This is a genomic window from Streptomyces sp. NPDC020845 (assembly GCF_044334165.1).
Taxonomy (GTDB): domain Bacteria; phylum Actinomycetota; class Actinomycetes; order Streptomycetales; family Streptomycetaceae; genus Streptomyces.
In genome coordinates this window covers 348,542-371,601 of sequence record NZ_JBIRSJ010000013.1, presented here as the reverse complement: position 1 = coordinate 371,601, position 23,060 = coordinate 348,542, and the positions used below count along the sequence as shown (strand labels likewise).

The 23,060-nt window shown below is 71.8% G+C and carries 23 protein-coding genes; 1 reads left to right on the top strand and 22 read right to left on the bottom strand.

Going from position 1 to position 23,060, the window contains the following annotated elements; genetic code table 11:
• From ACH4U7_RS34130 to ACH4U7_RS34085, 10 genes are all read right to left on the bottom strand, one after another.
• A partial coding sequence (locus ACH4U7_RS34130) for a flavodoxin-dependent (E)-4-hydroxy-3-methylbut-2-enyl-diphosphate synthase (protein WP_398531630.1) occupies window positions 1-431 on the bottom strand: 431 nt, incomplete at its 3' end.
• A gap of 4 nt (window positions 432-435) precedes the next feature.
• On the bottom strand, window positions 436-1,461 hold the full coding sequence (gene hpnH / locus ACH4U7_RS34125; RefSeq protein WP_089509150.1) for an adenosyl-hopene transferase HpnH: 1,026 nt from the start codon (window positions 1,459-1,461) through the stop codon (window positions 436-438).
• A complete protein-coding gene (locus ACH4U7_RS34120) occupies window positions 1,388-2,125 on the bottom strand; it encodes a 1-hydroxy-2-methyl-2-butenyl 4-diphosphate reductase (RefSeq protein ID WP_398531629.1) in 738 nt (245 codons plus the stop codon). The genes hpnH and ACH4U7_RS34120 overlap by 74 nt, the downstream gene beginning before the upstream one ends.
• Window positions 2,125-4,068 carry a squalene--hopene cyclase gene (gene shc, locus ACH4U7_RS34115; protein WP_398531628.1) on the bottom strand — a complete coding sequence of 648 codons (1,944 nt, stop codon included), beginning with the start codon at window positions 4,066-4,068 and terminating at the stop codon, window positions 2,125-2,127. Before shc ends, ACH4U7_RS34120 begins: the two co-directional genes overlap by 1 nt.
• 108 nt (window positions 4,069-4,176) lie before the next feature.
• The gene (locus ACH4U7_RS34110) at window positions 4,177-5,274 is read right to left on the bottom strand and encodes a polyprenyl synthetase family protein (RefSeq protein WP_398531627.1); all 1,098 of its coding nucleotides are present in this window, start codon (window positions 5,272-5,274) and stop codon (window positions 4,177-4,179) included.
• The gene (gene hpnE, locus ACH4U7_RS34105) at window positions 5,271-6,683 is read right to left on the bottom strand and encodes a hydroxysqualene dehydroxylase HpnE (RefSeq protein WP_398531626.1); all 1,413 of its coding nucleotides are present in this window, start codon (window positions 6,681-6,683) and stop codon (window positions 5,271-5,273) included. The genes ACH4U7_RS34110 and hpnE overlap by 4 nt, the downstream gene beginning before the upstream one ends.
• 221 nt (window positions 6,684-6,904) lie before the next feature.
• Window positions 6,905-7,867: a presqualene diphosphate synthase HpnD gene (gene hpnD, locus ACH4U7_RS34100; protein WP_398531625.1), complete on the bottom strand. Its 963-nt coding sequence runs from the start codon at window positions 7,865-7,867 to the stop codon at window positions 6,905-6,907.
• Entirely contained in the window at window positions 7,864-8,898 is a 1,035-nt protein-coding gene (gene hpnC, locus ACH4U7_RS34095; RefSeq protein ID WP_398531646.1) for a squalene synthase HpnC, read from the bottom strand. Before hpnC ends, hpnD begins: the two co-directional genes overlap by 4 nt.
• A 333-nt stretch (window positions 8,899-9,231) precedes the next feature.
• Window positions 9,232-9,984, bottom strand: a complete 753-nt coding sequence (locus ACH4U7_RS34090; protein ID WP_089509144.1) for a TetR/AcrR family transcriptional regulator — start codon at window positions 9,982-9,984, stop codon at window positions 9,232-9,234.
• A 105-nt stretch (window positions 9,985-10,089) separates the two neighbouring features.
• Window positions 10,090-10,443 (bottom strand): Rieske (2Fe-2S) protein, encoded by a 354-nt coding sequence (locus ACH4U7_RS34085; RefSeq protein ID WP_398531624.1) that lies wholly within the window; start codon window positions 10,441-10,443, stop codon window positions 10,090-10,092.
• A 381-nt stretch (window positions 10,444-10,824) separates the two neighbouring features.
• On the opposite strand from ACH4U7_RS34085, the gene ACH4U7_RS34080 reads away from it, so the two are divergent.
• Window positions 10,825-11,550: an RNA polymerase sigma factor gene (locus ACH4U7_RS34080; protein ID WP_014175191.1), complete on the top strand. Its 726-nt coding sequence runs from the start codon at window positions 10,825-10,827 to the stop codon at window positions 11,548-11,550.
• 167 nt (window positions 11,551-11,717) lie between these two features.
• Here ACH4U7_RS34080 and fabD read toward each other — a convergent pair whose 3' ends face one another.
• From fabD to ACH4U7_RS34020, 12 genes are all read right to left on the bottom strand, one after another.
• The gene (fabD, locus tag ACH4U7_RS34075) at window positions 11,718-12,692 is read right to left on the bottom strand and encodes an ACP S-malonyltransferase (protein ID WP_398531623.1); all 975 of its coding nucleotides are present in this window, start codon (window positions 12,690-12,692) and stop codon (window positions 11,718-11,720) included.
• An 88-nt stretch (window positions 12,693-12,780) separates the two neighbouring features.
• Entirely contained in the window at window positions 12,781-13,314 is a 534-nt protein-coding gene (locus ACH4U7_RS34070) for a flavin reductase family protein (protein WP_398531622.1), read from the bottom strand.
• Window positions 13,315-13,349: 35 nt separating this feature from the next.
• The gene (locus tag ACH4U7_RS34065) at window positions 13,350-14,429 is read right to left on the bottom strand and encodes a 3-oxoacyl-ACP synthase III family protein (protein ID WP_398531621.1); all 1,080 of its coding nucleotides are present in this window, start codon (window positions 14,427-14,429) and stop codon (window positions 13,350-13,352) included.
• Between the two features lie 10 nt (window positions 14,430-14,439).
• A complete protein-coding gene (locus ACH4U7_RS34060; protein ID WP_398531620.1) occupies window positions 14,440-14,853 on the bottom strand; it encodes an acyl carrier protein in 414 nt (137 codons plus the stop codon).
• Window positions 14,854-15,024: 171 nt separating this feature from the next.
• Window positions 15,025-15,795 carry an SDR family NAD(P)-dependent oxidoreductase gene (locus ACH4U7_RS34055; protein WP_398531619.1) on the bottom strand — a complete coding sequence of 257 codons (771 nt, stop codon included), beginning with the start codon at window positions 15,793-15,795 and terminating at the stop codon, window positions 15,025-15,027.
• Window positions 15,792-18,212 (bottom strand): beta-ketoacyl synthase N-terminal-like domain-containing protein, encoded by a 2,421-nt coding sequence (locus ACH4U7_RS34050; RefSeq protein WP_398531618.1) that lies wholly within the window; start codon window positions 18,210-18,212, stop codon window positions 15,792-15,794. The genes ACH4U7_RS34055 and ACH4U7_RS34050 overlap by 4 nt, the downstream gene beginning before the upstream one ends.
• A 71-nt stretch (window positions 18,213-18,283) precedes the next feature.
• Window positions 18,284-19,570 carry a beta-ketoacyl-[acyl-carrier-protein] synthase family protein gene (locus tag ACH4U7_RS34045; RefSeq protein ID WP_398531617.1) on the bottom strand — a complete coding sequence of 429 codons (1,287 nt, stop codon included), beginning with the start codon at window positions 19,568-19,570 and terminating at the stop codon, window positions 18,284-18,286.
• A complete protein-coding gene (locus ACH4U7_RS34040; protein ID WP_398531616.1) occupies window positions 19,567-19,983 on the bottom strand; it encodes a 3-hydroxyacyl-ACP dehydratase FabZ family protein in 417 nt (138 codons plus the stop codon). The genes ACH4U7_RS34045 and ACH4U7_RS34040 overlap by 4 nt, the downstream gene beginning before the upstream one ends.
• Window positions 19,980-21,287: a beta-ketoacyl-[acyl-carrier-protein] synthase family protein gene (locus ACH4U7_RS34035; RefSeq protein ID WP_398531615.1), complete on the bottom strand. Its 1,308-nt coding sequence runs from the start codon at window positions 21,285-21,287 to the stop codon at window positions 19,980-19,982. The genes ACH4U7_RS34040 and ACH4U7_RS34035 overlap by 4 nt, the downstream gene beginning before the upstream one ends.
• Window positions 21,284-21,763 (bottom strand): hotdog domain-containing protein, encoded by a 480-nt coding sequence (locus ACH4U7_RS34030; protein WP_398531614.1) that lies wholly within the window; start codon window positions 21,761-21,763, stop codon window positions 21,284-21,286. The genes ACH4U7_RS34035 and ACH4U7_RS34030 overlap by 4 nt, the downstream gene beginning before the upstream one ends.
• Window positions 21,748-22,224 (bottom strand): holo-ACP synthase, encoded by a 477-nt coding sequence (gene acpS, locus ACH4U7_RS34025; protein WP_398531613.1) that lies wholly within the window; start codon window positions 22,222-22,224, stop codon window positions 21,748-21,750. The genes ACH4U7_RS34030 and acpS overlap by 16 nt, the downstream gene beginning before the upstream one ends.
• 186 nt (window positions 22,225-22,410) lie before the next feature.
• Window positions 22,411-23,010: a TetR/AcrR family transcriptional regulator gene (locus tag ACH4U7_RS34020; protein WP_398531612.1), complete on the bottom strand. Its 600-nt coding sequence runs from the start codon at window positions 23,008-23,010 to the stop codon at window positions 22,411-22,413.
• Window positions 23,011-23,060: the final 50 nt, after the last annotated feature.

The following is a 23,060-nucleotide window of genomic DNA, read 5'->3' as shown; positions in this document are numbered from 1 at the left end:
GGGGTGCCCGCATCCGACGCCGCCTTCGCGATCTCCTTCACCTTGTCGTCGAACTGCCGGATGTTCCCCGGATTCACCCGCACCGCCGCACACCCCGCATCAATCGCCGCGAACACATACTTCGGCTGGAAATGAATATCCGCGATCACCGGGATCTGCGACTTCCTCGCGATCACCGGCAACGCATCCGCGTCGTCCTGCGACGGACACGCCACCCGCACGATCTGGCACCCCGACGCCGTCAGCTCCGCGATCTGCTGCAGCGTCGCCCCGATATCCGCCGTCACCGTCGTCGTCATCGACTGCACCGACACCGGCGCGTCCCCGCCCACCGCCACCGACCCGACCCGCAGCCGCCGCGACAGGCGGCGCGCCGCGGGCGGTCGGGGCGGCATCGCGGGAAGTCCCAGATCAATCCCCGCTGACGTCATCACGTCACCCGCGACTTCCTGAGGCCGTCTCGCGGGCCGCGCGCAGCGACTCCTTGAGGGAGCCCATCGTGGCCAGGACGGCGGTCGGCTCATAGCCGCAGTGGGCCATGCAGTTGTCGCAGCGCGGATCCTTGCCGCGGCCGTACTTCTCCCAGTCGGTCTCCTCGATGAGCTGACGGTAGGTGGGAACGTATCCGTCGGCCATCAGATAGCAGGGGCGCTGCCAGCCGAAGAGCGAATAGTTGGGAATGCCCCACGCGGTGCAGGGGAAGTCGGCCTTGCCTTCCAGGAAGTCCAGGAAGAGCGGGCTGTGGTTGAAGCGCCAGCGCCGCCGGTTGCCGCCGGCGAAGGCCTTCTTGAACAGCTCGCGGGTCTGCTCGACCCCGAGGAAGTGTTCCTGGTCGGGCGCCTTTTCGTAGGCGTAGGCGGGAGAAATCATCATCTCGTCCACCTTGAGCTCGTCGTTGAGGAAGTTGAGCACCTCGACAACGGTCTGCGGGGTGTCGGTGTTGAAGAAGGTGGAATTGGTGGTCACCCGGAAGCCGCGCCGCTGCGCCTCCTTGATGGCCTCCACCGCCTCGTCGAACACCCCCTCCTTGGCGACCGACTCGTCGTGCCGCTCGCGCAGCCCGTCGATGTGCACCGCGAACGCGAAATAGGGAGAAGGCTTGAACTTGTGAATCTTCTTGCGCAGCAGCATGGCATTGGTGCACAGGAAGACGTATTTCCGGCGCTCCACCAGCTGCCGTACGATTTCGTCGATCTGCGGGTGCATCAGGGGCTCACCACCCGCGATGGACACCATCGGCGCACCGGACTCCAGCACCGCGCCCACCGCCTGGGCGACCGGCATCCGCTGCTTGAGCACGCCGGCGGGATGCTGGATCTTTCCGCATCCCTCGCACTTCAGATTGCACGCGTACAACGGCTCGAGCTCGACAATCAGCGGAAACTTGTCACGACGCTTGATCACTTTCTGGTCGAAGAGATACGTCGCGACCCGGATGGTCTGTCGGAGCGGCATGGCCATCTAGCTCACCTCCTGGGAGCAGCGAAGAACGGTGCCAGGTAAAGAAAGCAGGAAGGATGGTGCGTAGTACGCGGAAAGCAGATATTCCCCCGCGCAGTGTTCCGATACGGACGAGTTCATGTTCAGGAGCGTCCACGATCACTCGTACGGCCGCAACCGGGCGTACCCCGGCCGCCACGGCGCTGCGGAGCGTCGCGGCGGACTCCATGTCCACCGCGATCGCGCCGGTGGCGTGCAGCCGGGCCCGCTCGGCCCCCCGTACGACATGGTCGGAGCCGACGAGCGGGCCGGTGTGGACGGTGCTGCGCCCGGGTCCCGCCCGCGCCAGTCGGGTGAGCGCGTCGGCGAGGACCGCGGTGCCGGTGCACGGCGTGCGGCCCGTAGCGTCCCGGGTCTCCTCGGCCACCACCAGGTCGCCCGGATGCATCCCGGGGGCCAGCCCGGCGCAGAAGCCGGTGGCGATGACGGCGGCGCGGGCCGCTCCCCCGCCGGTCTCACCGAGCGCACGGGTCACCGCGCGCTCGGCGGCCTGCGGCCCCATGCCGGTGCGCTCCACGGTCACCGGCCCGGCGGCCTCGCCGAAGTCGCCGCGGCGCAGGGCGAACCGCTCGATGCCGAGCGCGCAGGCGATCAGCAGCGGCGCCGGGCCCGGGCCGGGGGTCATCAGGACCTCCGCGGCCGCGCCACAGCGGGCTCGCCGTTGACGTACCGTCCCAGCGCGGTGACCGGGAAGACCTGCCGGTACAGGTGGTAGTTGATGGAGAAGTCCCAGGGGAAGCCGGTGCCGGTGAAGTACGGCTCGTCCCAGGACCCGTCGTCTTCTTGCGTCTCGGCGAGCCAGGTGACCCCGCGCTCGACCGCCTTGCTCTCCCGCTCCCCCGCCGCCAGCAGGGCCAGCAGCGCCCACGCGGTCTGCGAGGCGGTGGAGGCGCCCCGTCCGGCCCACTGCCGGTCGGGGTAGGAGCGCTGGTCCTCGCCCCAGCCGCCGTCCTCGTTCTGGACCTGCTCCAGCCAGTGGACGGCGCGGCGGATCGCCGGATGGGAGCCGGGGACCCCGGCGGCCACCAGCGCCGGGACGACGGAGCCGGTGCCGTAGACGTAGTTCGTCCCCCAGCGGCCGAACCAGGATCCGTCGGCCTCCTGCTCGGCCAGCAGCCAGGCGACACCGCGCCGGGCGGCGGGGTCCTGGGCCCTGCCCTCATGGGCGAGCATTTCGACGACATGCGCGGTGACATCGGCCGACGGCGGGTCGATGACCTCCCCGAAGTCGCAGAACGGCAGCCGGTTGGGCAGCCGGCTGGTGTTGTCGACGTCGAAGGCGCCCCATGCGCCGTCGCTGGACTGCATGCCGAGCGTCCAGCGCGTCCCGAGCCGCACCGCCGCCTCGACCCGCTCGGGGTCGGGGTGGCTCACCCGGCGCAGCGCCAGGATGACCTCGGCGGTGTCGTCGGTGTCGGGGTAGTTGTCGTTGTCGAATTCGAACGCCCAGCCCCCGGGGGGCAGCCCGGGGCGCCGCACCGACCAGTCGCCGGGCCGGGTGACCTGCTCGTCGAGCATCCAGTCCGCCGCCTTGATCAGCGCGGGGTGGTCCGGGGCCAGCCCGGCGTCGACGAGCGCGATGGTGGCCAGACACGTGTCCCAGACCGGCGACTGGCAGGCCTCGATCATCCGGCTGCCGTCCTCCCGCCACACCGCGAAGCGGTCCAGGGAGTCAAGACCGGCGCGCATCACGGGGTGGTCCAGGTCGTAGCCGAGGAGGTGCAGGGCGATCAGGGAGTACACCGCGGGCGGCTGGATGCCGCCCCAGCAGCCGTCGTTCTCCTGCCGCTCCACGATCCAGCGCGCACAGGATCTCAGCGCGGCCCGGCGCAGTGGCCGGACCGCGACCTTGTGGTACGCGTGCAACGCCCGGTCCAGGCGCTGGAAGGCGCCGTCCCAGGAGGCGAGGGGGGCGGGCGCGGACGGCGGGTTGGGCCGCCGGGGGTCGATGTGGAGCTCGTCGAGGGGGAACGGCGCGGGCCGTACGGGGCGCTTGGCCGAGACGACGGTGAGCGGCACGATGGTCTGCCGCGCCCAGCAGCCGAAGTCGTAGATGTTGAGCGGCAGCCACTTCGGAAAATAGATGATCTCCGGCGGCAGCTCGGGCAGGTCCTCCCACTTCCACCAGCCGAACAGCGCCAGCCAGATGCGGGTGAACACCCGGCTCTTCGCGATGCCGCCGTGGTCGCGCACCCACGCGGAGGCGGCGGCCATATGGGGCGCGTCGGGCCGGTCTCCGGCCAGCCGCAGGCCGACGTACGCCTCGATGGTGGTGGAGAGCTCCGGGGGGCCTCCGTGGAAGGTGGCCCAGGTGCCGTCCTCGCGCTGCTCGGAGCGGAGGTAGCGGGCGGCGGCTTCGAGTGTGGCCGGGTCCTGGATACCGAGGAACTGGCGGAGCATCAGGTCCTCGGCGTCCATGGTGACGTTGGTCTCCAGGTCGCCCTTCCACCAGCCCTGCTCGTCCTGGCGGTCCAGCAGATGGCGGGTGGCCCGCGCCGTCGCCTCCCGGGCAAGCGCTAACGTCGCGGGTTCGATGGGCTCGGGCGGATGGACGGTTGTCGCTGTCATGGCTTCCCCTTTTGCAGTGTGAGATCTCTGCCGTGGTGGGGCTTCCGTCGGCCGGCACCCCGGGTGGGTGCCGGCCGGCGACTGCGAGCTATATGCGGTCGATAGCGATCATCTCTCTCGCACGACGACGAAATCGGCGAGCGCCATGAGCTGCGCCCGGACCCGGTCTTCCATCTCCACCTGGTCGAGCGCCGCGACAGCGGTGGCGTGCTGCCGGCGGGCCTCCTGCGAGGTCCAGTCGCGGCCGCCGGCCTGCTCGATCAAGGCCGCGCGGGCGGCGAACTCCTCCTCGTCGAAGTCCGCGAACTCGGCCTCGGTCTTCTTCGCGTCGGCCGCGAGCAGCCGGGCCAGGCGCTCGGATGCCTCGCCGCCCGCGTCGAGGGCGGCCACCACCGGCAGCGACTTCTTGCGCTGGCGCAGATCGCTCCAGGTCTGCTTGCCCGTCGCGTCGGGGTCGCCCCAGATGCCGAGCAGGTCGTCCACGGCCTGGAAGGCGAGCCCGAGGTGGTAGCCGTACCGCTCCAGGGTGTCGGCGGTGCGGTCGTCGGCGCCGCCGAGGACCGCACCGATGGAGGCGGCACAGGCGAGCAGCGCGCCGGTCTTGTTGCCCTCCATCTCCAGGCACTCCGCGACGGTGACCCGCTCGCGGTGCTCGTAGCTGATGTCCTGGGCCTGGCCGTCGATGAGCTTGCGGGTCGCCGAGGTGAGCCGGCGGGTGGCGCGCCCGGCCTCCACCGTGCCCAGTTCGAGCAGTATCTCGCCGGCCAGGGCGAACAGCGCGTCCCCGACGAGGATGGCCTGCGCCGGTCCGTGCACCTTCCAGACGGTGTCGCGGTGGCGGCGCTGCTCATCACCGTCCATCAGGTCGTCGTGCAGCAGCGAGAAGTTGTGCACCAGCTCCACCGCGACCGCACCGGGCACCCCCACCTCGGCGGCCTGGCCCGCCACCTCGGCGGACAGCAGCGCGAGGGCCGGACGGACGGCCTTGCCGCCGTCGCCCGCGGCCGGGCGGCCCTGGGCGTCGATCCAGCCGAAGTGGTAGGCGGCCACGGTGTCCATGGGCGAGGCCAGTCGGTCCACGGCGGCGCGCAGCACCGGCGTGGCGAGCGTGCGTCCGCGCTCGAGCAGCGCGATCACGCTTGCGGTGTCGACTGCTGGGGTCGCCGGGGTCACGGTCTCTCCTTGGTTCTGTGTGGTGGTGCTCATACCGCCTCCTTGGGGATCCCCCGGCCGGAGGCAGGGGGCGGGTCGCGATGCGGGCGGCCGAGGTCGCGGAGAGCCGTACGGGCGGCGGACAGCCCACTGCGCACGGCGCCCTCCATGGTCGCGGGCCAGCCGGTGGCGGTCCACGCCCCGGCCAGGTACAGGCCGGGCGCGTTCGTGGGGGCGTCGGGGCGCAGCCGCCCGACGCCGGGGGTGGGGGCGAAGGTCGCGGTGCGCTCGCGGGTGACGAAGAAGTCGCGCACCGCGGCGCCACGGGCGGCGGGCAGCAGCCGCTCCAGCTCCGGCAGATAGCGGGCGCGCAGCTCGGCGGCCGGGAGCTCGATCTCCTGGTGCGCCGCGGACTGGGACAGCGCCAGATACTGGCTGTCCCCCGCCCCGGGGAGCTTCGCCAGGCCGGAGGCGTCGGTGCGGTCGAAGACCCACTGGACGGGGGTGCCGATCGCGGCGAAGAAGGGGCGACTCATGACTTTGCGATCGTAAACCACATGGATGTTCAGGATCGGCGCCGTGCCGATGCGCAGCAGCCGGTCCGGGGCATCCAGGGCGCCCTCGGGGAGCAGTGCGTATGCCTCGCGCTGCGGTACGGCCAGCACCACCGCGTCCGCCTCCAGCGGCGCGCCGCCCGCCGTGTGCACGCTCCAGCGGCCCTGGGCGGTGCGGGTGACGGCGGTCACTTTCGTGCGCAGCTCGCAGGTCACGCCGCCCTTGTCCAGGGCCGCGCGGGCGAGGGTGTCGTGCAGCTCGCCGAGGGGGGTGCGGGCCCAGCCGATGTCGGCCGCGCCGGGGTGGGAGAGCAGCCCGGTCTTGAAGACCATGGCGGCCAGGCCGAGCGAGGCGTCACGGGCTGTGGCGTTGAGCGTGGCGACCCCGACCAGGTCCCACAGCGCCTCCACGGCGCGCGGCGACTGTCCGTGGCGGCGCAGCCAGTCGCCGAAGTCCACCCCGTCCAGGGCCGGGTCGGTCGGGTCGAGCCGCCCCAGGGCGAGCGCGGCGCGCCCCACCTGGGCGCGCTCGGCCAGCGAGAGGTGCGGATAGGTGGCGAGGCTCGCGGCCAGGTGCAGCGGTACGGGCAGGGCGGCGCGGCGCAGCCGGCCGAGCCGCCGTCCCGGCCGCCCGTCGGCGTCCAGGACGGGCACGTCGAGCCTGCCCTGGAGCGGGGCGAGCCGCGAGCCGCCGACCCGGTCCAGGAACCACCGGTAGGCGGAGCAGCAGCGCAGATACACATGCTGGCCGTTGTCGACGGTCAGCTCGCCTACGGGGGACGGGCGGCGGAAGGAGAAGGCGAGCCCGCCCAGCCGGGGGCGCCCCTCCAGCACCGTCACCCGCAGCCCGGCGTCGGCGAGCGCGAGCGCCGCCGTGGTGCCCGCCAGCCCGCCGCCCACGACGACCACGGACCCCCGCGACCGGCCGCCGCCCGCGCCCGGACCGCCTGTCTGCTTCCGCGACGGCGCGACCGCCCCGAGGGGGCGGCCTGCCGTCTCTGCGCCGCGCGGGCCGGGGTCGGCCTGGAGGCGAGGGGTCGGGTCAACGTGTGGGGCTGGGTTTGGACTTGAGCTTGAGTTTGGGCTTGGGGTTGAGCTTGTGCGGCGTGGCTGCGGGTCCGCCGGGAGGGTCATGACCGTCCCCCGGCGGCGCGGCGGGCGGCGGCCCGGGCGTCGAGCCCGGCCAGGCCGCGGACGGCGACGTACACCTTCTCGCGGCCGCGGAGCGAGACCCGGCCGCGCAGCACGGCCTCCGGGTCGCGGGCGATGCGCTCCAGGAGCCTGCGGTAGATACCGGCCATGGCGGCCACGCAGGCGCCACTGCGGCGGTCCAGCATCGGCAGCAGCTTGTAGCCCTCGGCGAACAGGGCTCTGGCCCGCCGGACCTCGAACTGCACCAGTCCGGTGAAGTCGGCGTCCGGCGGGGCGATCGAGGCGTGGATGCCCGTCGAGCAGCCGAACTTGGCGAGGTCGTCGGCGGGCAGATAGGTGCGGCCGCCGGCGGCGTCCTCGCGGATGTCCCGGAGGATGTTGGTGAGCTGCAGGGCCAGGCCGAGCGTATCGGCGTACTCCGGGGCGCACTCGATCTCGCGCGCGCTCATCCCGGGGGCGCGCACGGTCCCGAAGACGCCGAGGGAGAGCCGCCCGATGGCGCCCGCGACACAGCGGCAGTAGGCCCTGAGGTCGTCCCAGGTCTCATAGGTCTGGCCGGCCACATCCATCAGCACGCCGTCGATCAGCTCGTCGAGCCCGCCCAGCGGGATCGGGAAGCGGCGCGCGGCATGCGCGAGCGCGACGGCGACCGGGTCGGTGTCGTCCTCCTCGATCCCGCGGTTCCTGATGCGGTCGAGCACGGCGCGGGTCTCGGCCAGCCGCGCCCGCTTGGCGTCGGCGTCCAGGCGGCCGTCCCCGATGTCGTCGACGCGGCGCGAGAAGGCGTAGAGCGCGGACATCGCCCGGCGCTTCTCGGTGGGCAGCAGCCTGATGCCGTACGCGAAGTTACGCGCCTGCTGTCCGGTCACGGCCTCGCAGTACTGGTACGCCGCGAGCACTGGTGCGGACGCGTGCGGAGCTCCGGTCACGGTCCGGCTCACCCCTCTCTTCGCAGTGTCGCCCCCACCTCGCGCAGCAGGCTGAGCTTGGTGGGTCTGGGCGGTCCAGGCAGTACGTCGTATCCCGCGGCCGCGACCGCCCTCAGAGCGGCCCGTCCCCCTGCCACGAACCCGGCGAGCAACCACTTGAGCCTGCCGTGGACGCTACCCACGAGGGGGGTCCCTTCATTCAGCAGGGTTTCGGCGCGGGCCGCCTCATGGGCGATCAGGGCACGCACCGGGGCACCGGCCGTGGGCGCGGCGAGATCGGTCTCCGTCACCCCGAAACTCTTCATGTCCTCGGCGGGCAGATAGACGCGGTCGCGGCGAAGGTCCTCGGCGACGTCCTGCAGATGTTCCACGATCTGGAGCGCGGTGCAGATCGCGTCGGAGCGGCGGACCCGCTCGGGGCTGGTGGTGCCGGTCACACCGAGCACCAGCCGGCCCACGGGGTTGGCGGACAGCTCGCAGTAGCCGAGCAGGTCCTCATAGGTTTCGTACCGGCGCACCCGCTGGTCCTGCCGGTTCGCCTCGATCAGGCCGAGGAACGGCTCGGGGGGCAGCCGGTGGCGGCGGACCGTGGGGCGCAGCGCGCGCAGCAGCGGATGGCGGGGGTCCGGGGACACGCCGCCGATACCGGTGCCGGCCGCGGCGCCGGTGCCGCCCGTACCCCCCGGCTCGCCCGTACGGCCCGTACCGCGCGGCTCGCCCGTACCCCCCGGCTCGCCGAAGACGCGCCGCAGGTCCTTCTCGAACGCGTCGAGCATCGCGAGCGGGTCGTCGGCCCGGTCGCGGTCGAGGCCCAGCAGCTCCGCGTCGGAGCCGCCGGGGGGAAGGTCGCCGTCGCCGATGTCGTCGACCAGACGGGCGTAGCCGTAGATCGCCATGAGGTCGACCCGCCAGGCGCGGGGAAGGAAGAAGGGGGCGACGGGGAAGTTCTCGTGCGCGGCCTTGTCGAGTACGGCCCGGGCGGCCTCCTGCCCGTCGAGGGGACCGCTGGACGTGCTATGGGACCCGCTGCGCTCGTCCTCCACGGTCACCGTGGACAGCCAGGCGTACGGGCAAGGACCAGGTCTCCGCCCGGGCCCGGGTGACCGGGCCCTGTGGGAGAGCTGGAGATGGGCCGGGTAGCCAATGCCGTCACATCCCCCGTTCTACACCGGTTGCCAGGGTCGACACGATGCGGACACGCCGCGCCCCCCACGTCAAGCGCGCTCGACGCCGCACCCCACTCACAGGGGACAGCGACACAGGTTCGGCGTGCCCGGATGGGCACCGGTACAGCTTACGCCTCTCGGTGTACAAACGTGCCGCGATGTACCCCGAGGCCGCCCTAGGTGATCCCCTAGGTGATCGTCCATGGATCCCTAGGCCCCCTGGGCCGTGTCCTCCTCGTAGAACTCCTCGATGTCCAGCATCAGACAGAGGTTGCGCAGCTCGAACTCGAAGAAGGACTTCCCCTCCTGCAGAGCGAAGGACATATGGCCAAGGGCCTCCATGGAGATCACCCCGTACAGCCGCACCCAGCAGCGGAGCATCACGGCGAGCGCGCCCGGGGGCATCTCGACGCCCTGGTCCTCGCTGAGCTCGACAAGCGCCCGTACGAGCCCGGGGTCGAGCTCCTCCTCCTTGGGGGCGGGGAAGCCGCGCACCCGCCACAGGTCCGAGATCAGGTCGGAGAACACCGAACCGAAGACCCAGCCCATGTTCCGGTCGGGCTTGGTCTCCTCCCGGCCCAGGCCCGGGGCCCAGGGGCCGAGTATGAGCCCGAACTCATGGGGATGCTTGATGGCCCAGACGCGCAGCGCTCTCGCCCCGCCGATCAGCCCGCGGGCGGGCTCCGACTCGGGAAGCCGCCCGATCACACCGCGCATATAACGGGCCATCTCGGCGAAGATGTCCACGCGCAGCTGGAGGATCAGGGCGTCACGGCTGCTGAAGTAGCGGTAGACGGCGGGCGCGGTCATGCCCATCTCACGGGCGATGGCCCGGATCGTCACGTTCTCCGGGCCCTCCTGAACCAGGAGCGTCCGGGCGACATCCTTGATCTCGCGGATGGTCGCGATGCGCAGCCTCTCGCGCCGTGAGTACGGTGCGACGTGCGCTTCCCCTGGCGACACGCGTCCCCCTCCCTGATACTCCGCCGCTCGACAAGAAACCCGGCGTTCAGGCACACGATACAGCGCCTCCGTTTAGTGAACGCCGCCCGCGTCAGTTCCCCACGTTCACTGGCGAGAAAGGAACACTTCTCCGTCCACTACGTGGACCGCGTAGGCCTCTACGGGGTCCACCGCGGGCATCTCCAGCGCCTCGCCCGTGCGGAGGCAGAAGCTGCTGAAGTGCCAGGGGCAGACCACGGTCTCCCCGGCCAACTCGCCCTCTGACAAGGGGGCTTCTTCGTGCGAGCAACTGTCGCGCAGGGCACGGACGGTACCTCCGACGTTCGCCAGGAGCACCCTGTCGCCCTCCACTTCGACCGTCGTCATCTCGCCAGGCTGCACATCCTCCAGGCGCGCAACGCGGATCCCGTCCTGGATCCCGCCTTGGTTCCCGCCTCGCTCATTCACGGTCTCGCTCATCGTGTGGCTCCTCTCTGTGGTGTCTGTGTGGCGGGCACGGTGACCCCGCTTCACAGATAGCGGAATGTCAGCTTCAGATACACCGGACGCATATTCGAAAGGAAATCCGCACCGCGACCGGATCGACTATCGGACGCCGCGCCGGGGCGCGCACCCCGGCGCATCCATCGTAGACTGGCTACCCGCCAGTCAACATTTCCACAGCCCCCTGGAGACGGTTGACAGGCACAGTCGGCGCCGCTCTATAGTAAACACTCGTAGCTGAGGTGAATTTGAGTTTCGGTCACCTTGCGGCGGACCGGCGCAATAGGTGTCGATCGAACCTATTCAGCCGGGAGCCAAAAAAGAAAGTTCACGGGGGGATACGTGTACGCACGGTCATTGAACGATCTGGTGGACGGCTGTCTTGCCGGGGATCAGGACTGCTGGAATCAGATCGTGGAGCGGTATGCGCCGCTGATCTGGGCGATCGCCCGCTCACACCGGCTGAGCCCGGCCGACTGCGGCGATGTCAGCCAGGCGACCTGGCTGCGCGTCGTTCAGCACCTGGACAAGCTCCGGTCGCCGGAGCGGCTGGCCCAGTGGATTTCCACCTCGGCCCGTCGGGAGAGCCTGAAGCACCTGGAGAAGTCGGGGCGCAGCGTGCCGGTCGGCGGCACCGAGGCGTTCGACCGGCCGGAGGTGGCCGGGGAGCTGCCGGAGGATGTCGCGCTGGCCCGCGAGCGCGATGACGAGGTCCTGACGGCGTTCTGCGCGCTGTCGCCCAAGTGCCAGGCCCTTCTGGGGCTGCTGGTGACCGATCCGCCCATGTCGTACGACGAGATCAGCGAGACGCTCGGCATGCCTCGGGGCTCGCTGGGCCCGGTGCGTGCACGCTGCCTGGCCCATCTGAAGAAGCTGTTACAGGATCAGGGTCGCGTCCACAAGAGCGACACCGTGCTCGCCTCCCGCATCAGGGCGGCCGGTCTGCGGGCCTTCGCCGTGAGCCGGCGGTCTACGCAGGAGAAGCATGGGCCGTCCGGTTCTCGTGGACCTGGTCCTTCCGGTCCACCGCCGCGTCTTCCGAATCCCCGTCGGCATCAGGAAGGCGAGACGCGTTTTCTCTGAAGACTGATTGCGCGTTTTCCAGCACGCTGTTGGGCACCGGACCGAGAGCATCGGACAGGCGTCCCAGCAATTCCGCTTGCTCATCATCCATGGTTCCGGCTCCTTCTCCCCCGCTCGGCGGGCGCGTCCTAAAGCCGCGCCCGTCGTGCACCTATAGATTCAGAGGTTCAATCTACAACAGGGGGTTCGGGTTCACCATTGCTCGTCAGGGCTTTTATGGCCCGGTCGAGTTGGCGTACGTCACGCGTGGCGTACTGCGGAATCTCCGGCCGGGTCGCACGGGCGAAGCCGGTGAGCACTTTCCCCGGCCCGACTTCGACAAAGGCCGTGGTACCGTCCGCCGCCAGCCGCTCCAGGGTCTCCGTCCAACGGACCGACCCGGCGAGCTGGCGGCGCAGCCCGTCCACCGCCCCGTCCGCGCCGCGCACATATCCGGCGGTCACATTGGCCACGACCGGAATGCGCGGCTCGTGAAAGGTGACCGCCTCCAAGTCGGCCCGGAAGGCTGCCTCCACATCCCGCATCAGACTGCAGTGGAAGGGTGCGCCCACATCGAGGATCACCACCTTCTGCGCTCCGGCCTCCTTTGCCGCGGCCGCCGTCGCCCGGACGGCGGCGGCCGTGCCCGAGATCACCAGCTGTCCGGGCTCGTTGTAGTTGGCCACCTCGACCACCCCGCCCTCCTCGGCCCCCACCGAGGCGCACAGCTTCTCCACCGCCGGGGCAGCGAGCCCGATCACCGCCGCCATGGCGCCCGGGGTCCGTTCGTTGACCGCGGCCATGAGCTCGCCGCGCCGCCGGACCAGGGGCAGCGCATCGCGCCAGTCGAGCACCCCCGCGCACACCAGGGCCGTGTACTCCCCCAGGCTGTGCCCGGCGACAAGCGCCGGTTCGATGCCGCGTGAGCGCAGCACATCCAGGGTGACAAGGCTGGTCAGAAAGACGGCGGGCTGGGTGATACGGGTGTCCCGCAGCTCTTCCAGAGGGCCTTCCCAGCACAGCCGGGAGAGCGGGAATCCCAGCAGTTCGTCGGCCGGCCGGTAGTAGCGGTCCAGCAGCTCCGGGTGGCGTGCGACAAGGTCGTGTCCCATACCGACGCGCTGGGAGCCCTGGCCGGGAAAGAGAAAGGCGATCGCGCTCATGAGAACTCCTCAATTGATGGGCGAGGTGTGATGCCGAGGCAAAGACACGGGGGCCGTGCGCGGTGTCCCGCACGGCCCCCGTGCTCTGTCAGGGAGTGGTGAGAAAGCGCCCCTGATGAAAGGCGAGCGGGGGAACGTCCAGGAATTCCGAGCCCGCGTCGAGATCGAACACCTCGGCGATGAAGAGGGTGTGGTCCCCCGCGGCGACCGTCTTCCTGACCCGGCATTCGAGATGCGCGAGCGTGCCGGCGAGGACCGGAGCGCCGCTTGCGCCCAGATGGTGCGGGATGCCGGCGAACGCCTCATGGCCCGACGGACGGCCGGAGGCGGCGAACCGGGCGCCGAGCTCCGCCTGACCCCGGCTGAGGATGTTCACGGTGAACGCTCCGGCCGCCGCGACCACCGCGCCGGTACGGGAGCCGGCCCGCAGACAGATCATGATCAGCGGTGGGTCGAGGGACAGCGAGGCGAATGAGTTGACGGTGGTGCCGTGCGGACCGTCCTCGGCCCGCGCCGTCACGATCGTGACACCGGTGAGGAACTGGCCCATGACCTGCCGGAATTGCTGCTGGGTGATGGATCGCCATCGTGAAGCCGAGGTGGTGGCCGATGCGGTCTCCATGGGTGTCACGCCCCCTGTGTCGTCGGCTTGTGGTCTCAGGCCGGGGCCTCGGCTGTCCAGTCCACGACCGCGCCCGCGTAGATCCACTTGGTGCTCTCCACCCCGACCAGCATGATCCGGTCCCCGGGCTTGACCCGGCCCTTGCGCCATGCGTCGTCCAGGAAGAGCGGGACCGCGGCACAGCCGACCGCCCCCATGGTGGAGAGGCTGTCGATGATCTTGCCGTCGAGGGCCTTCCATTCGGTGGTGTCCAGGCCAGTCTCGCGCAGCGAGTCGAGCATCCAGCCGACATTGCCCTCCGGCACCAGGCACAGATCGACCGTGTCCACGGCCAGGCCGGCGCGGGCCAGCGTGGCGCTGATCGCCTCGGTCACCATGACCGGGGTGAAGTCGCTCGCCCCCACGACATCGACCTTCAGGTCGACCAGCCGCTTGGCCTTCAGCTGCTCATGGATCGGGGCGTGGGTGCCGCCTCCGACGGAGTGGATGCCGGGCTTGCGTCCGCCGCCGATGCAGGCGGAGGCCGCGCCGCGCAGCCCGCCGGGCGCGTCCTGCGCCCGTAGCACCATTGCCCCCGCCCCGTCGCCGAACATGTACAGCGGCATGCGGTCGCGCATCCGGATGGCTTCCGGGTCCTTGCCTAGGAAGATCGGAGCGAGCACCGGAGAGATCGCCTCGCTGCCGATGACCAGCGCGGTGGTGTGCACCCCGGCGGCCAGATACATCCGCGCGATGTCCAGGGCCTGCACCACGCCCGCGCCGCCGGAGCGGATCTCCAAGGTCGCGCACCGCTCCAGCCCCAGCCGGTCCTGGACGAAGTTGACCAGCGGCGGCAGCGGGTAGTCCGGGGTGCCGGTGGCCAGGATCATCAGGTCGATCTCGCCGGGCTCGACCCCGGCCGAGTCCAGGGCCCGCACGGCGGCCTTGTAGGCCATGTCCGAGTTGTTCTCCCGGTGTTCGCCGGTCGCGGGGTCGATCATCCAGTAACGGCGCTCGATGGACAGGCCCTGGAGGACATCCTCGGGCAGTGGGCCGGCGAGCCGGGCGATCTCACTGGTGGGTATGGGATCGCCCGGCTGGTAGCCGCCGGTACCGACGATATGGATCGCGGTCACCGTGGTCCCCTCACGCGGCCGCGGTGGCGGCGGCTGCCTCGACCTGGGTGACCACCAGATCGACCAGGTTGTCCACCGTGAACAGGCCCATGACCTGGGTGGCCTGGAGCCTGCCGGACAGCTCGGCCACATCGATCTGCGGCATCACCCGCTTGAGCTGGGCCAGCCCGCGCTCGGTGATGATCTCGTTCTCGTCGCCGAACTCGTCGTCCGGGATGCCGCCCTGGACATATTCGGCGAGCTGGGCGGCCTGGATCTTGACGCCGATCGAGCGCTCCAGGCGGAAGAGGATGTCGAGCAGGTCGATTGACTCGGCCCCGAGCTCGTCGAGCAGGGTGGCCTCTGGAACGACCTCCTCCGGCTCGGCGCCCACCGCCTCGACGACGGCCTTCTGGACGGCTTCGCTGATCTGGGTACGGTCCATGTGAGGGTCTCTCCTGTGGCAGTGACGATTAAGTGCTGTGATGGTTGAGTGCTGTGAGCCGGCGCGGGGGGATCGGGGACGGTCGGGCGCCGTCTCGACGCGGCGCCCCCGCTCTCACACCCCTACAGATCCGCCGCGGTCCGGTCCGGATACACCTGGCCAGGAAGCGGCCTAGTTGGGGCGTCCGAGGCCCAGCGCGGTCATCGCCCCGCCGTCCACGGTGACCAGCGAGCCGGTCATATAGCTCGACTCGGGGCCCGCCAGAAAGCACACCACGTCGGCGATCTCCTCGACCGTTCCGAACCTGCGCTGCGGTATCTGGCGGCGGATCCCCTTGCCGGTGGCCCCCTCCGTGAGCCCCGCCACCAGCTCGGTGGGCGAGAAGCCGGGCAGCACGGCGTTCACCCGGATGCCGAAGCGGGCCGATTCCATGGCGCAGCAGCGGGTGAAGGCGTTGACCGCGCCCTTGGACGCGGCGTAGTTGGACTCCCCCACCCAGCCACGCTCCCCCATCACCGAGGACACATTGACGATGACGCCCTCGCCCTTGGCCATGAAGTGCGGCAGAACCGCCTGGGTGCAGTTGAAGACGCCGCCGAAGTTGATCCGCATGACGTCCAGCCAGTCGTCCGGCGCCATGTTGTAGATGAGGGCGTCCTTGGCGACGCCGGCGTTGTTCACCAGCATGTGCAGATCGCCCAGTTCCTCGGTGACCTGCCGCACCACCGCCGCGGCCTCGGTGTGGTCGGACACATCGCCGCGGACCACCAGAGCGGTGCCGCCGGCCTCCTCGATGGAGCGGACCACCTCCTTGGCCTCGCCCTCGGAGGAGCGGTAGTTGACGGCGACCGAGGCCCCTTCCGCCGCGAGGCGGCGGCAGATCGCCGCGCCGATGCCGCGGGAACCTCCGGTCACCAGGGCGATCTGTCCTGAGAGCTTCACTGGCTTACTCCTTTGTCGTTGTCCGGGCCACCGGGGTCACCGGTCCCGTGCGGGTCGCCCGGGGCGACCACCAGGGAGACATGACTGCCGCCGAGCGAGGAGCTGTTGACCACCGCGGGGGCGGCGGGCCGGGTGTCCCCCGACCACAGGGACAGCGCGAGGCACAGCGCGCCGCCGACCCCCATCGGCTCGCCCAGCACGCTCTTGGGCGCATGGCCCGGCGGTGCGGCGTCGCTGCCGAACACCCGCTCCACGGCCGCGCTCTCGGCCCGGTCGGCCGCGGTCAGCCCGGCGGCCGACAGCCACACCCCGCCCACGTCCCGCGGCGTAAGACCGGCGTCGGCGAGCGCACGGCGCATGGCCAGCTCCACTCCACGGCCGTGCGGGTCCCACAGCCGGGCCCGGCTGGCGTCGGAAGCCATGCCGTGGCCCAGGACCTCACCGAGCACCGTGGCGCCGCGCGCCCGGGCCGCCGAAAGCCGCTCCATGACCAGAGCCACGCTGCCCTCGGCGAGAGTGAAGCGGCCGTCGGCCGGTGCGCCGGGCGGGCGGGTGGAGGCCGCGCCGGTGGCCGTATAGGCGCGGGCGACCTGCTCGGTCAGCGTGTCGGTGACCGTGCACACCAGCGCGTCCGCGTGTCCGGCGGCCAGCAGATCCGCGGTGTACGCGACGGCGGCCGCGCCGGTGGCATGGCCCACCGACAGGGTGGAGGTGGGGCCACGCAGCCCGAGGTGGGTGGCCACCTGTCCGGCCGCCTGGTTGTAGACCGTGTTCGGGAAGACACTCGGGTCGGCGGCCGCGGCGCCCTCCTCCAGCAGCGGAAGGACGAATCTCTCCATGGCCTCCATGGGGCCCGTGCCGGTGCCGAACACCACCCCGACGCTCTCGTCGGCGGACAGCCCGGCGTCGGCCAGTGCCTTGGCGGTGGCCACGATGGAGAGCACCGCGAGCCGGTCCATCCGGCGGCGCTGGCGCCGGGTCAGATACGGGGCGATCTCCTCGTCGCCCAGCGCCACGCGGCCGAGCCGCAACCCGCCTTCCAGGGAGCCGGCCTCCTGGCCGGCCCGCAGCGCGCGGCGCGCCGCCTGGATCCCGTCGCCGGCCGGCCCGAGCACCGACACTCCCGTGACCACCACACGGTCCCAGTCGGGGACGGGTGGGGTGTGGGTGCCGGGGCGAGTGAGCACCAGCGCGGCGTTGGCCCCGGCGAAGGCGAAGTTGTTGGAGAGCGCGGCGTCGGTGTGCAGCGGTCGCGCCGCACCGGGCACATAGTCGAGCGGACACTCGGGGGCCGCCCGGGTGTATCCGGCGGTGGGCGGGGCCAGTTGCTCGTCCAGGGCGTGTGCGGTGACGATGGCCTCCACCGCTCCCGCCGCGCCGAGCAGATGGCCGATGACGGACTTGGTGCTGCTGACCGGGGTGCGTGCGGCGCTCTCACCGAGCGCCCGGGCGATGGCAGCGGACTCCGCCGGGTCGTTCTTGGGCGTGCCGGTGCCATGGCCGTTGACATAGCCGATGTCCTCGGGCGCGACACCGGACCGGCGCAACGCCGAGTCGATCGCCCGGGCCGCTCCGGCGCCCTCAGGGTGTGGTGCTGTGACGTGATAGCCGTCGGCGGACAGGCCGTAGCCGGCGACTTCGGCCAGCTGACGCAGTCCGTGCGCCGCCGCGAATTCGGTGGACACCAGCAGCACCATGCCGCTGCCCTCGCCCAGCGAAAGGCCCTGCCGGTCGGCCGAGTACGGCGCTGCGGGCTCGGGCGACAGCGACTCCAGGGCGTTGAACCCGGCGAAGACGACATCCGAGAAGGCGTCGGTGCCCCCCGCCAGCACCGCGTCCGCCCGGCCCTGCCGCACCAGGTCCGCGCCGAGCCCGATGGCGTTCGCCCCGGAGGCGCAGGCGGTGTTGACCGCGAGGACCGGGCCGCGCAGTCCGTACGCGGCGGCCACCGACTCGGCGAGCGCCTGGGGCGTGGCCAGCAGCGGCAGCCTGGGGTCGGGGGCCGCGCCCCGGTGCGCCGCGTCCAGCCAGGCCCGTGCGGAGAGCAGCCCGGCGTTGCAGGTGCCCAGCACCAGCCCGAAGCGGGTCGGGGCCACCGTCCCCTCGGGCAGTTCCGCCAGGGCGGCGAGCGCCTCCTCGGCGGCGGCCAGGGCCAGGTCGAGCGCCCGCTCGCGGTGGCCCTTGGGCCTGCGATAGCCGCGCGGCGCGGTCCGCGCCCCCTCGACCTCACCGCCGAGCTTGGTGGCGAGCCCCCGCATATCGATGTGCTGGACGGGCCGGATGGCGACCCGGCCGGCCCGAGCGCCTTCCCACAACGCCGCCGCTCCCGCCCCCTGGGAGGTCAGTGCCCCGGTGCCCACCACGGCCACCGTGGTGACGGTCCTCGTCGCACGTCCCCGTTTGTTCCGCCTGGCCATCGGCACCCCTCCTTTGTCTGCTGTGCTGCCGATGTCTGCTGTGCTGCCGACCCGGTCGTCGGCCCGGCGTGTCATCGGTCCCCCGGGGCGGTGAGTGCCAGGGCGACCTGCTGTCCTTCCAGGCCGCGCGCCAGCGCCAGCGCATGACGCACCGGCAGTTCCCGGGCCTGTCCGGGAACCCAGTCCAGCCCCTGGCAGGCCGGGTCGGGCCGGTCGAGATTGAGCGTCGGGGGCACCGCGCCCCCGTCGATGGCCAGTGCGCACACCGCGGCGTTCAGCGCGCCGGCGGCGGCGACCAGATGGCCGGTCGCGGGCTTGACGCTGCTGGCCACCGGCCGACGGTCCGTCGCGGTGAACGTCCGCCGCAGGGCGCGCGCCTCGCTGGCGTCGCCCAGCCGGGTGGCGCAGCCGTGCGTGGCGATGTAGTCCACGTCCTCGGGCGGTGTCCGCGCCTCCTCCAGGGCGTGGCTCACCGCCGCGGCGAGCGGCGCACCGTCCTCGGCGGGGGTGAGCAGCCGGGCGCTGTCCAGCGTGGAGCCGAAGCCGCGGATCTCGGCGTAGAGGTGGGCGCCGCGGCGGAGCGCCGCCTCGCGCTCCTCCAGCACCAGGAACGCCGCACCCTCACCGAGCACGGAGCCGGACCGGTCCGCGTCGTACGGCCGGAAGGCCTGGGCGCCCAGGTCGTTGCGGGTGCTGAGGACTCCCAGGCCGTCCATCTTGGACGTCACCCACCATGAGGCCGCGTCATCGCAGCCGCCGGCGAGCGCCACCTGTGACTCCCCGCGCCGGATGGAGCGGTAGGCGCGCCCGATGGCGGTGGCGCCGGCGTCCGCCGTCCCGTGGAAGTAGGCGTTCGGCCCCTTGAGGCCGTACGCGGCCGAGAGGTGGTACAGCGCGGCGGATTGGAGCCCTTCCACGTAGTACAGCGGGTAGAAGGCGGACGAGGCCCGCTCGCCGAGCAGGGCGAGGTCGGCGCGGCCGTCGGGCCTGCGGGCTGCCAGGCTGCCGGTCAGCAGATGCTCGGGGTTGGAGATTTCCTTGTTGCCGCCGACGAAGGCCGCGGCCCGCTCGGGGTCGTACTCGGCGAAGGCCAGGCCCGCGTCCCGGACGGCGAGGGCCGCGCCGGCGATGGCGAGCCGGTCATTGCGGGTCGTGGTGCGCAGGGCGCGCCGGTGGGCGTATTCGGTGGGCTGGAAGTCCTCGATCTCCGCGGCCAGTCGGGTGCGGAAGGACGCCGGGTCGAAGCCCCGGATGGGCCCGATCGCGGTCCGTCCCTCCAGCAGGCTCCGCCAGGTCTCCCGGTGCCCCTTGCCGAGCGCGGTGAGCAGCCCGACGCCGGTGATCACAACATGCTTCACGCCGGTGTCCCCTCGCTCGCGGCCGGGGCGTCCTGCGGGGCGCGGCGCATCATGCGCAGGACGCGCACGGTGGTAACCGAACGGCCGTCCACCCGCACGGTGCCGGTGCACAGCGCGGTGTCCCCGGTGACCTCAGCGATGTCGACAGTGGTCTCCATCCGGTCGCCGGGGGTGACGTAGTGGCGGAAGCGGATCCGCCGCGCCTCCGCGAGCCCCCATCGCTCCTGACCTTCGCCGGCCGCCCCGAGCGCCACGGCGGCGACCTGGGCGAGCGTGTCGAGGATCAGCACTCCGGGCAGCACGGGAAACCGTGGGAAGTGGGTGTCGAGGACCGGGAGGGTGTGCGGGACGTTGGTGAAAGCCGTGGCCCGCAGCCCCGGGAACACCTCGACGATCTCGTCGAGCGCGGTCATGCGGCTGTCCTGCCTTCCTGTTCGGACCGTGTGCCGTCGTGGGGCCGCGCGTCGCCGGGGCCGAGAACGAAGGAGGCGTTGGTGCCGCCGAAGGCGAAGGCGTTCACCAGCGCGGCCCGCACCGGGCGGCGGCGCGCCACGTTCGGCACATAGTCGAGGTCGAGCTTGGGGTCGGGGTGGTCGAGGTTGACCGTGGGCGGCACCACGCCCTCGCGCAGCGCGCCGAGCGCGGCGATGAGGTTCACCCCGGCCGCGGCCGAAGTGAGGTGTCCGGTCATGGACTTGGGCGAGCTGATCGACAGCTCCCAGGCGTGCGAGCCGAACACCTTCTTGATGGCGGTGGTCTCGCTGATGTCGTTCCCCGGTGTGCCCGTGCCGTGGGCGGCCACATAGTCGACGGCGGACGGGTCGAGGCGTGATTCGGTGAGCGCGTCCTGCATGGCGCCGATGGCCCCGCCGCCGTCGGGCGGTGAGTCGGTGATGCGGTAGGCGTTGAGCGTGGAGCCATAGCCGAGGAGCTCGGCGTGGATCCGGGCGCCGCGCGCCCGGGCGCTCTCCCAGTCCTCCAGGACGGCGATGACCGCGCCCTCGCCCAGGACGAAGCCGGAGCGCTGGGCGTCGAAGGGGCGGGAGGCCCGCCGCGGGTCATGGTTCCAGCGGTCGGTCACGGCGCCCAGGAGGGAGAAACCCACCACGTCCATCCAGGTGGTCAGCGCGTCGAAGCCGCCGGCGAGCATCATCCGGCACTCGCCTTCCTGGATCCGGCGGAAGGCCTCACCGACGGCGTGGGCCGACCCGGCACACGCGGTGCTCACGCTGATCAGCGGACCCTGGCAGCCGCCGGCCCGGGCGACGGCCACCGCGCCCACGTTCTGGTCGCGGAGCAGAACGTCGCCGGGCGCCTGGCGGGAGAACTCCCGCTGCCCGGTGGACTCCAGCAGATGGGACATGTCCACCAGCTCCTGGAGCTCGGGGCGTCCCACCGTGCCGCCGACGGCCGCGCCGCGCCGGTAGGGGTCGGTGTCCTGCCAGCCGTCACCCGCGTCGCGCAGCGCCTCGCGGGTCGCGGCGAGCGCGAACAGGGCGGCCCGGGACAGATGCCTGCGCTCGCGCGGGTCGGGCAGCGCCCGCTCCGGCACAAATCCCTTGACCTGGCCGGCGATCCGGACCGGGAAGGTGCTCGCGTCAAAGGTCTCCAGGCGGCTCACGCCGCTGCGCCCGGCGGCGAGGGCGGACCAGGTGGCGCTCGCGTCCAGGCCGACGGGGGTGACCGCGCCGATGCCAGTGATCGCCACGCGCCTCATGCGACGGCCTCCTTGAGCGCGCCCCCGGTGATCCTCGCGCCACGCGTCAGCCGGTCGTACATCCGCCGTACGTCCTGCGGATCCTCCAGGTCTTCGGTGGGGATGAGGGCGCACATGATGGCGTCGGCGCTCAGCACGGTGCGGCCGCCGACCGTGACCGTGCCGCTGAGCACGGCGGTGTCGTCCCCGAACGACTCCACCCGGCCGGACATGACCAGAACGTCTCCGGGGCGCACCGCCCCCTGGAAGGAGACGGAGTCGGCGGACAGCAGCGCGGCCCGGCGGCACAGCCCGGTGGATCCCATGATCAGCCAGGTGCCTGCCTGGCACAGGGCCTCCAGGACGAGCGGGGCCGGCATCTCCGGGCCACGCCCCTCGTCGCGCCAGAACTCCTCCTGACGGGAGGTCAGCTTGCGGGCGGCGACAGAGCGATGGGGATCGAGGGCGTCGATGCGGTCGATCAGATGGAAGCGCATGGTGATCCTTCGTCAGTGGCCGTCCGGCGCATGGCCGGTTCGTCGGCGACCCGCGAGAGCAGGAGAACCGCCTGCGCCATCGCGTAGTCATCGGTGTGGGTCAGAGAGAGCTCGGCCGACCAGCTGCCGGGAGCCCCGGCCGCCTGCGCGGCGGTGCCGTGCAGCCGCAGCCTGGGCCGGCCCAGGGGCTCGTTGACCACCTCGACGTCGGTCCACCGCATACCCGGGCCGAGGCCCGTGCCCAGCGCCTTCAACGCGGCCTCTTTGGCCGCGAACCTGGCCGCGAGGCGGGCGTACCGATTGCGCTTGCCCGCGCAGTAGCGGATCTCCCGGGTGGTGAAGAGCTCTGTCTCGGCCGCGGGATTGTCCTCCAGCAGCGACTGGACGCGGGCGACCTCGACCAGGTCGACTCCGACGGCGATGCGCGGCCACCCGGCCCCTGGCGTCCTGTGTTCCTCCACGAATCCCGCTCCCCCTCCGCAGGCCGTGGCGGCCGTGTGCCGCCTTCCACCTCCACAGATCCGCGGGCGGGCGCGACGGATACACCGCGACGGGGAAGAAGACCTACGGAAGAGGGGCGGCCGTCGCGGGGCCGGAGGCGCGGCGGGGGAAGAGGCAAAAACCGTCGGATGAGGGCGCGGGGCCGCTCAGGCGGTGGCGCTCCCGCTGGCCTGCCCGGTGGTGTGACCGCCGTGGCCGACCGCCCGGTCCTCGAGGCGAAGCGTTTCGGCGACCATACGGCCCAACCGCTCGGCCAGACCGTCCGGACGGCGGCGCTGCAGATAGAGCGTGGCGAAGACCGGGCCGGCGAGCAGCGCGTGGACGAGGTCGACGTCCGGGGGCGCACCGAGTTCACCGCGGGCCACCGCCCGGTCCATCAGTTCGGCGACGACCGCTCGCTGGCTGGTGACGAAGCTCGCGTGGAAGCGGTCGGCGAGAGCGGAGGGGGCCCCGAGGTCGGCGAGCAGGCCGAGGACGGCCGAGGAGGCGGCCGGGTTGCCGAGCGTGGCGACGATGTCCTCGACCAGACGGGTGAGGTCACCTCGGAGGCTGCCCGTGTCGGGCGGCGGCGCCAGGTCGGAACGGTGCACGGCGGCGGCGAACACCATCTCCTGTTTGGTGGCGTAGCGGCGGTAGATGGCCGCCTTTCCGATGCCGGCGTGCTCGGCGACCGCGTCCACCGTCAGACCGGCGTATCCATGGCGCGCCAGCAGTTCGCGGGTCGCGGCCAGGATCGCTTCGTCCACCCGGGTATCCCTCGGTCTTCCCATGGGGTCATGTTATGGTACCGGCAGTT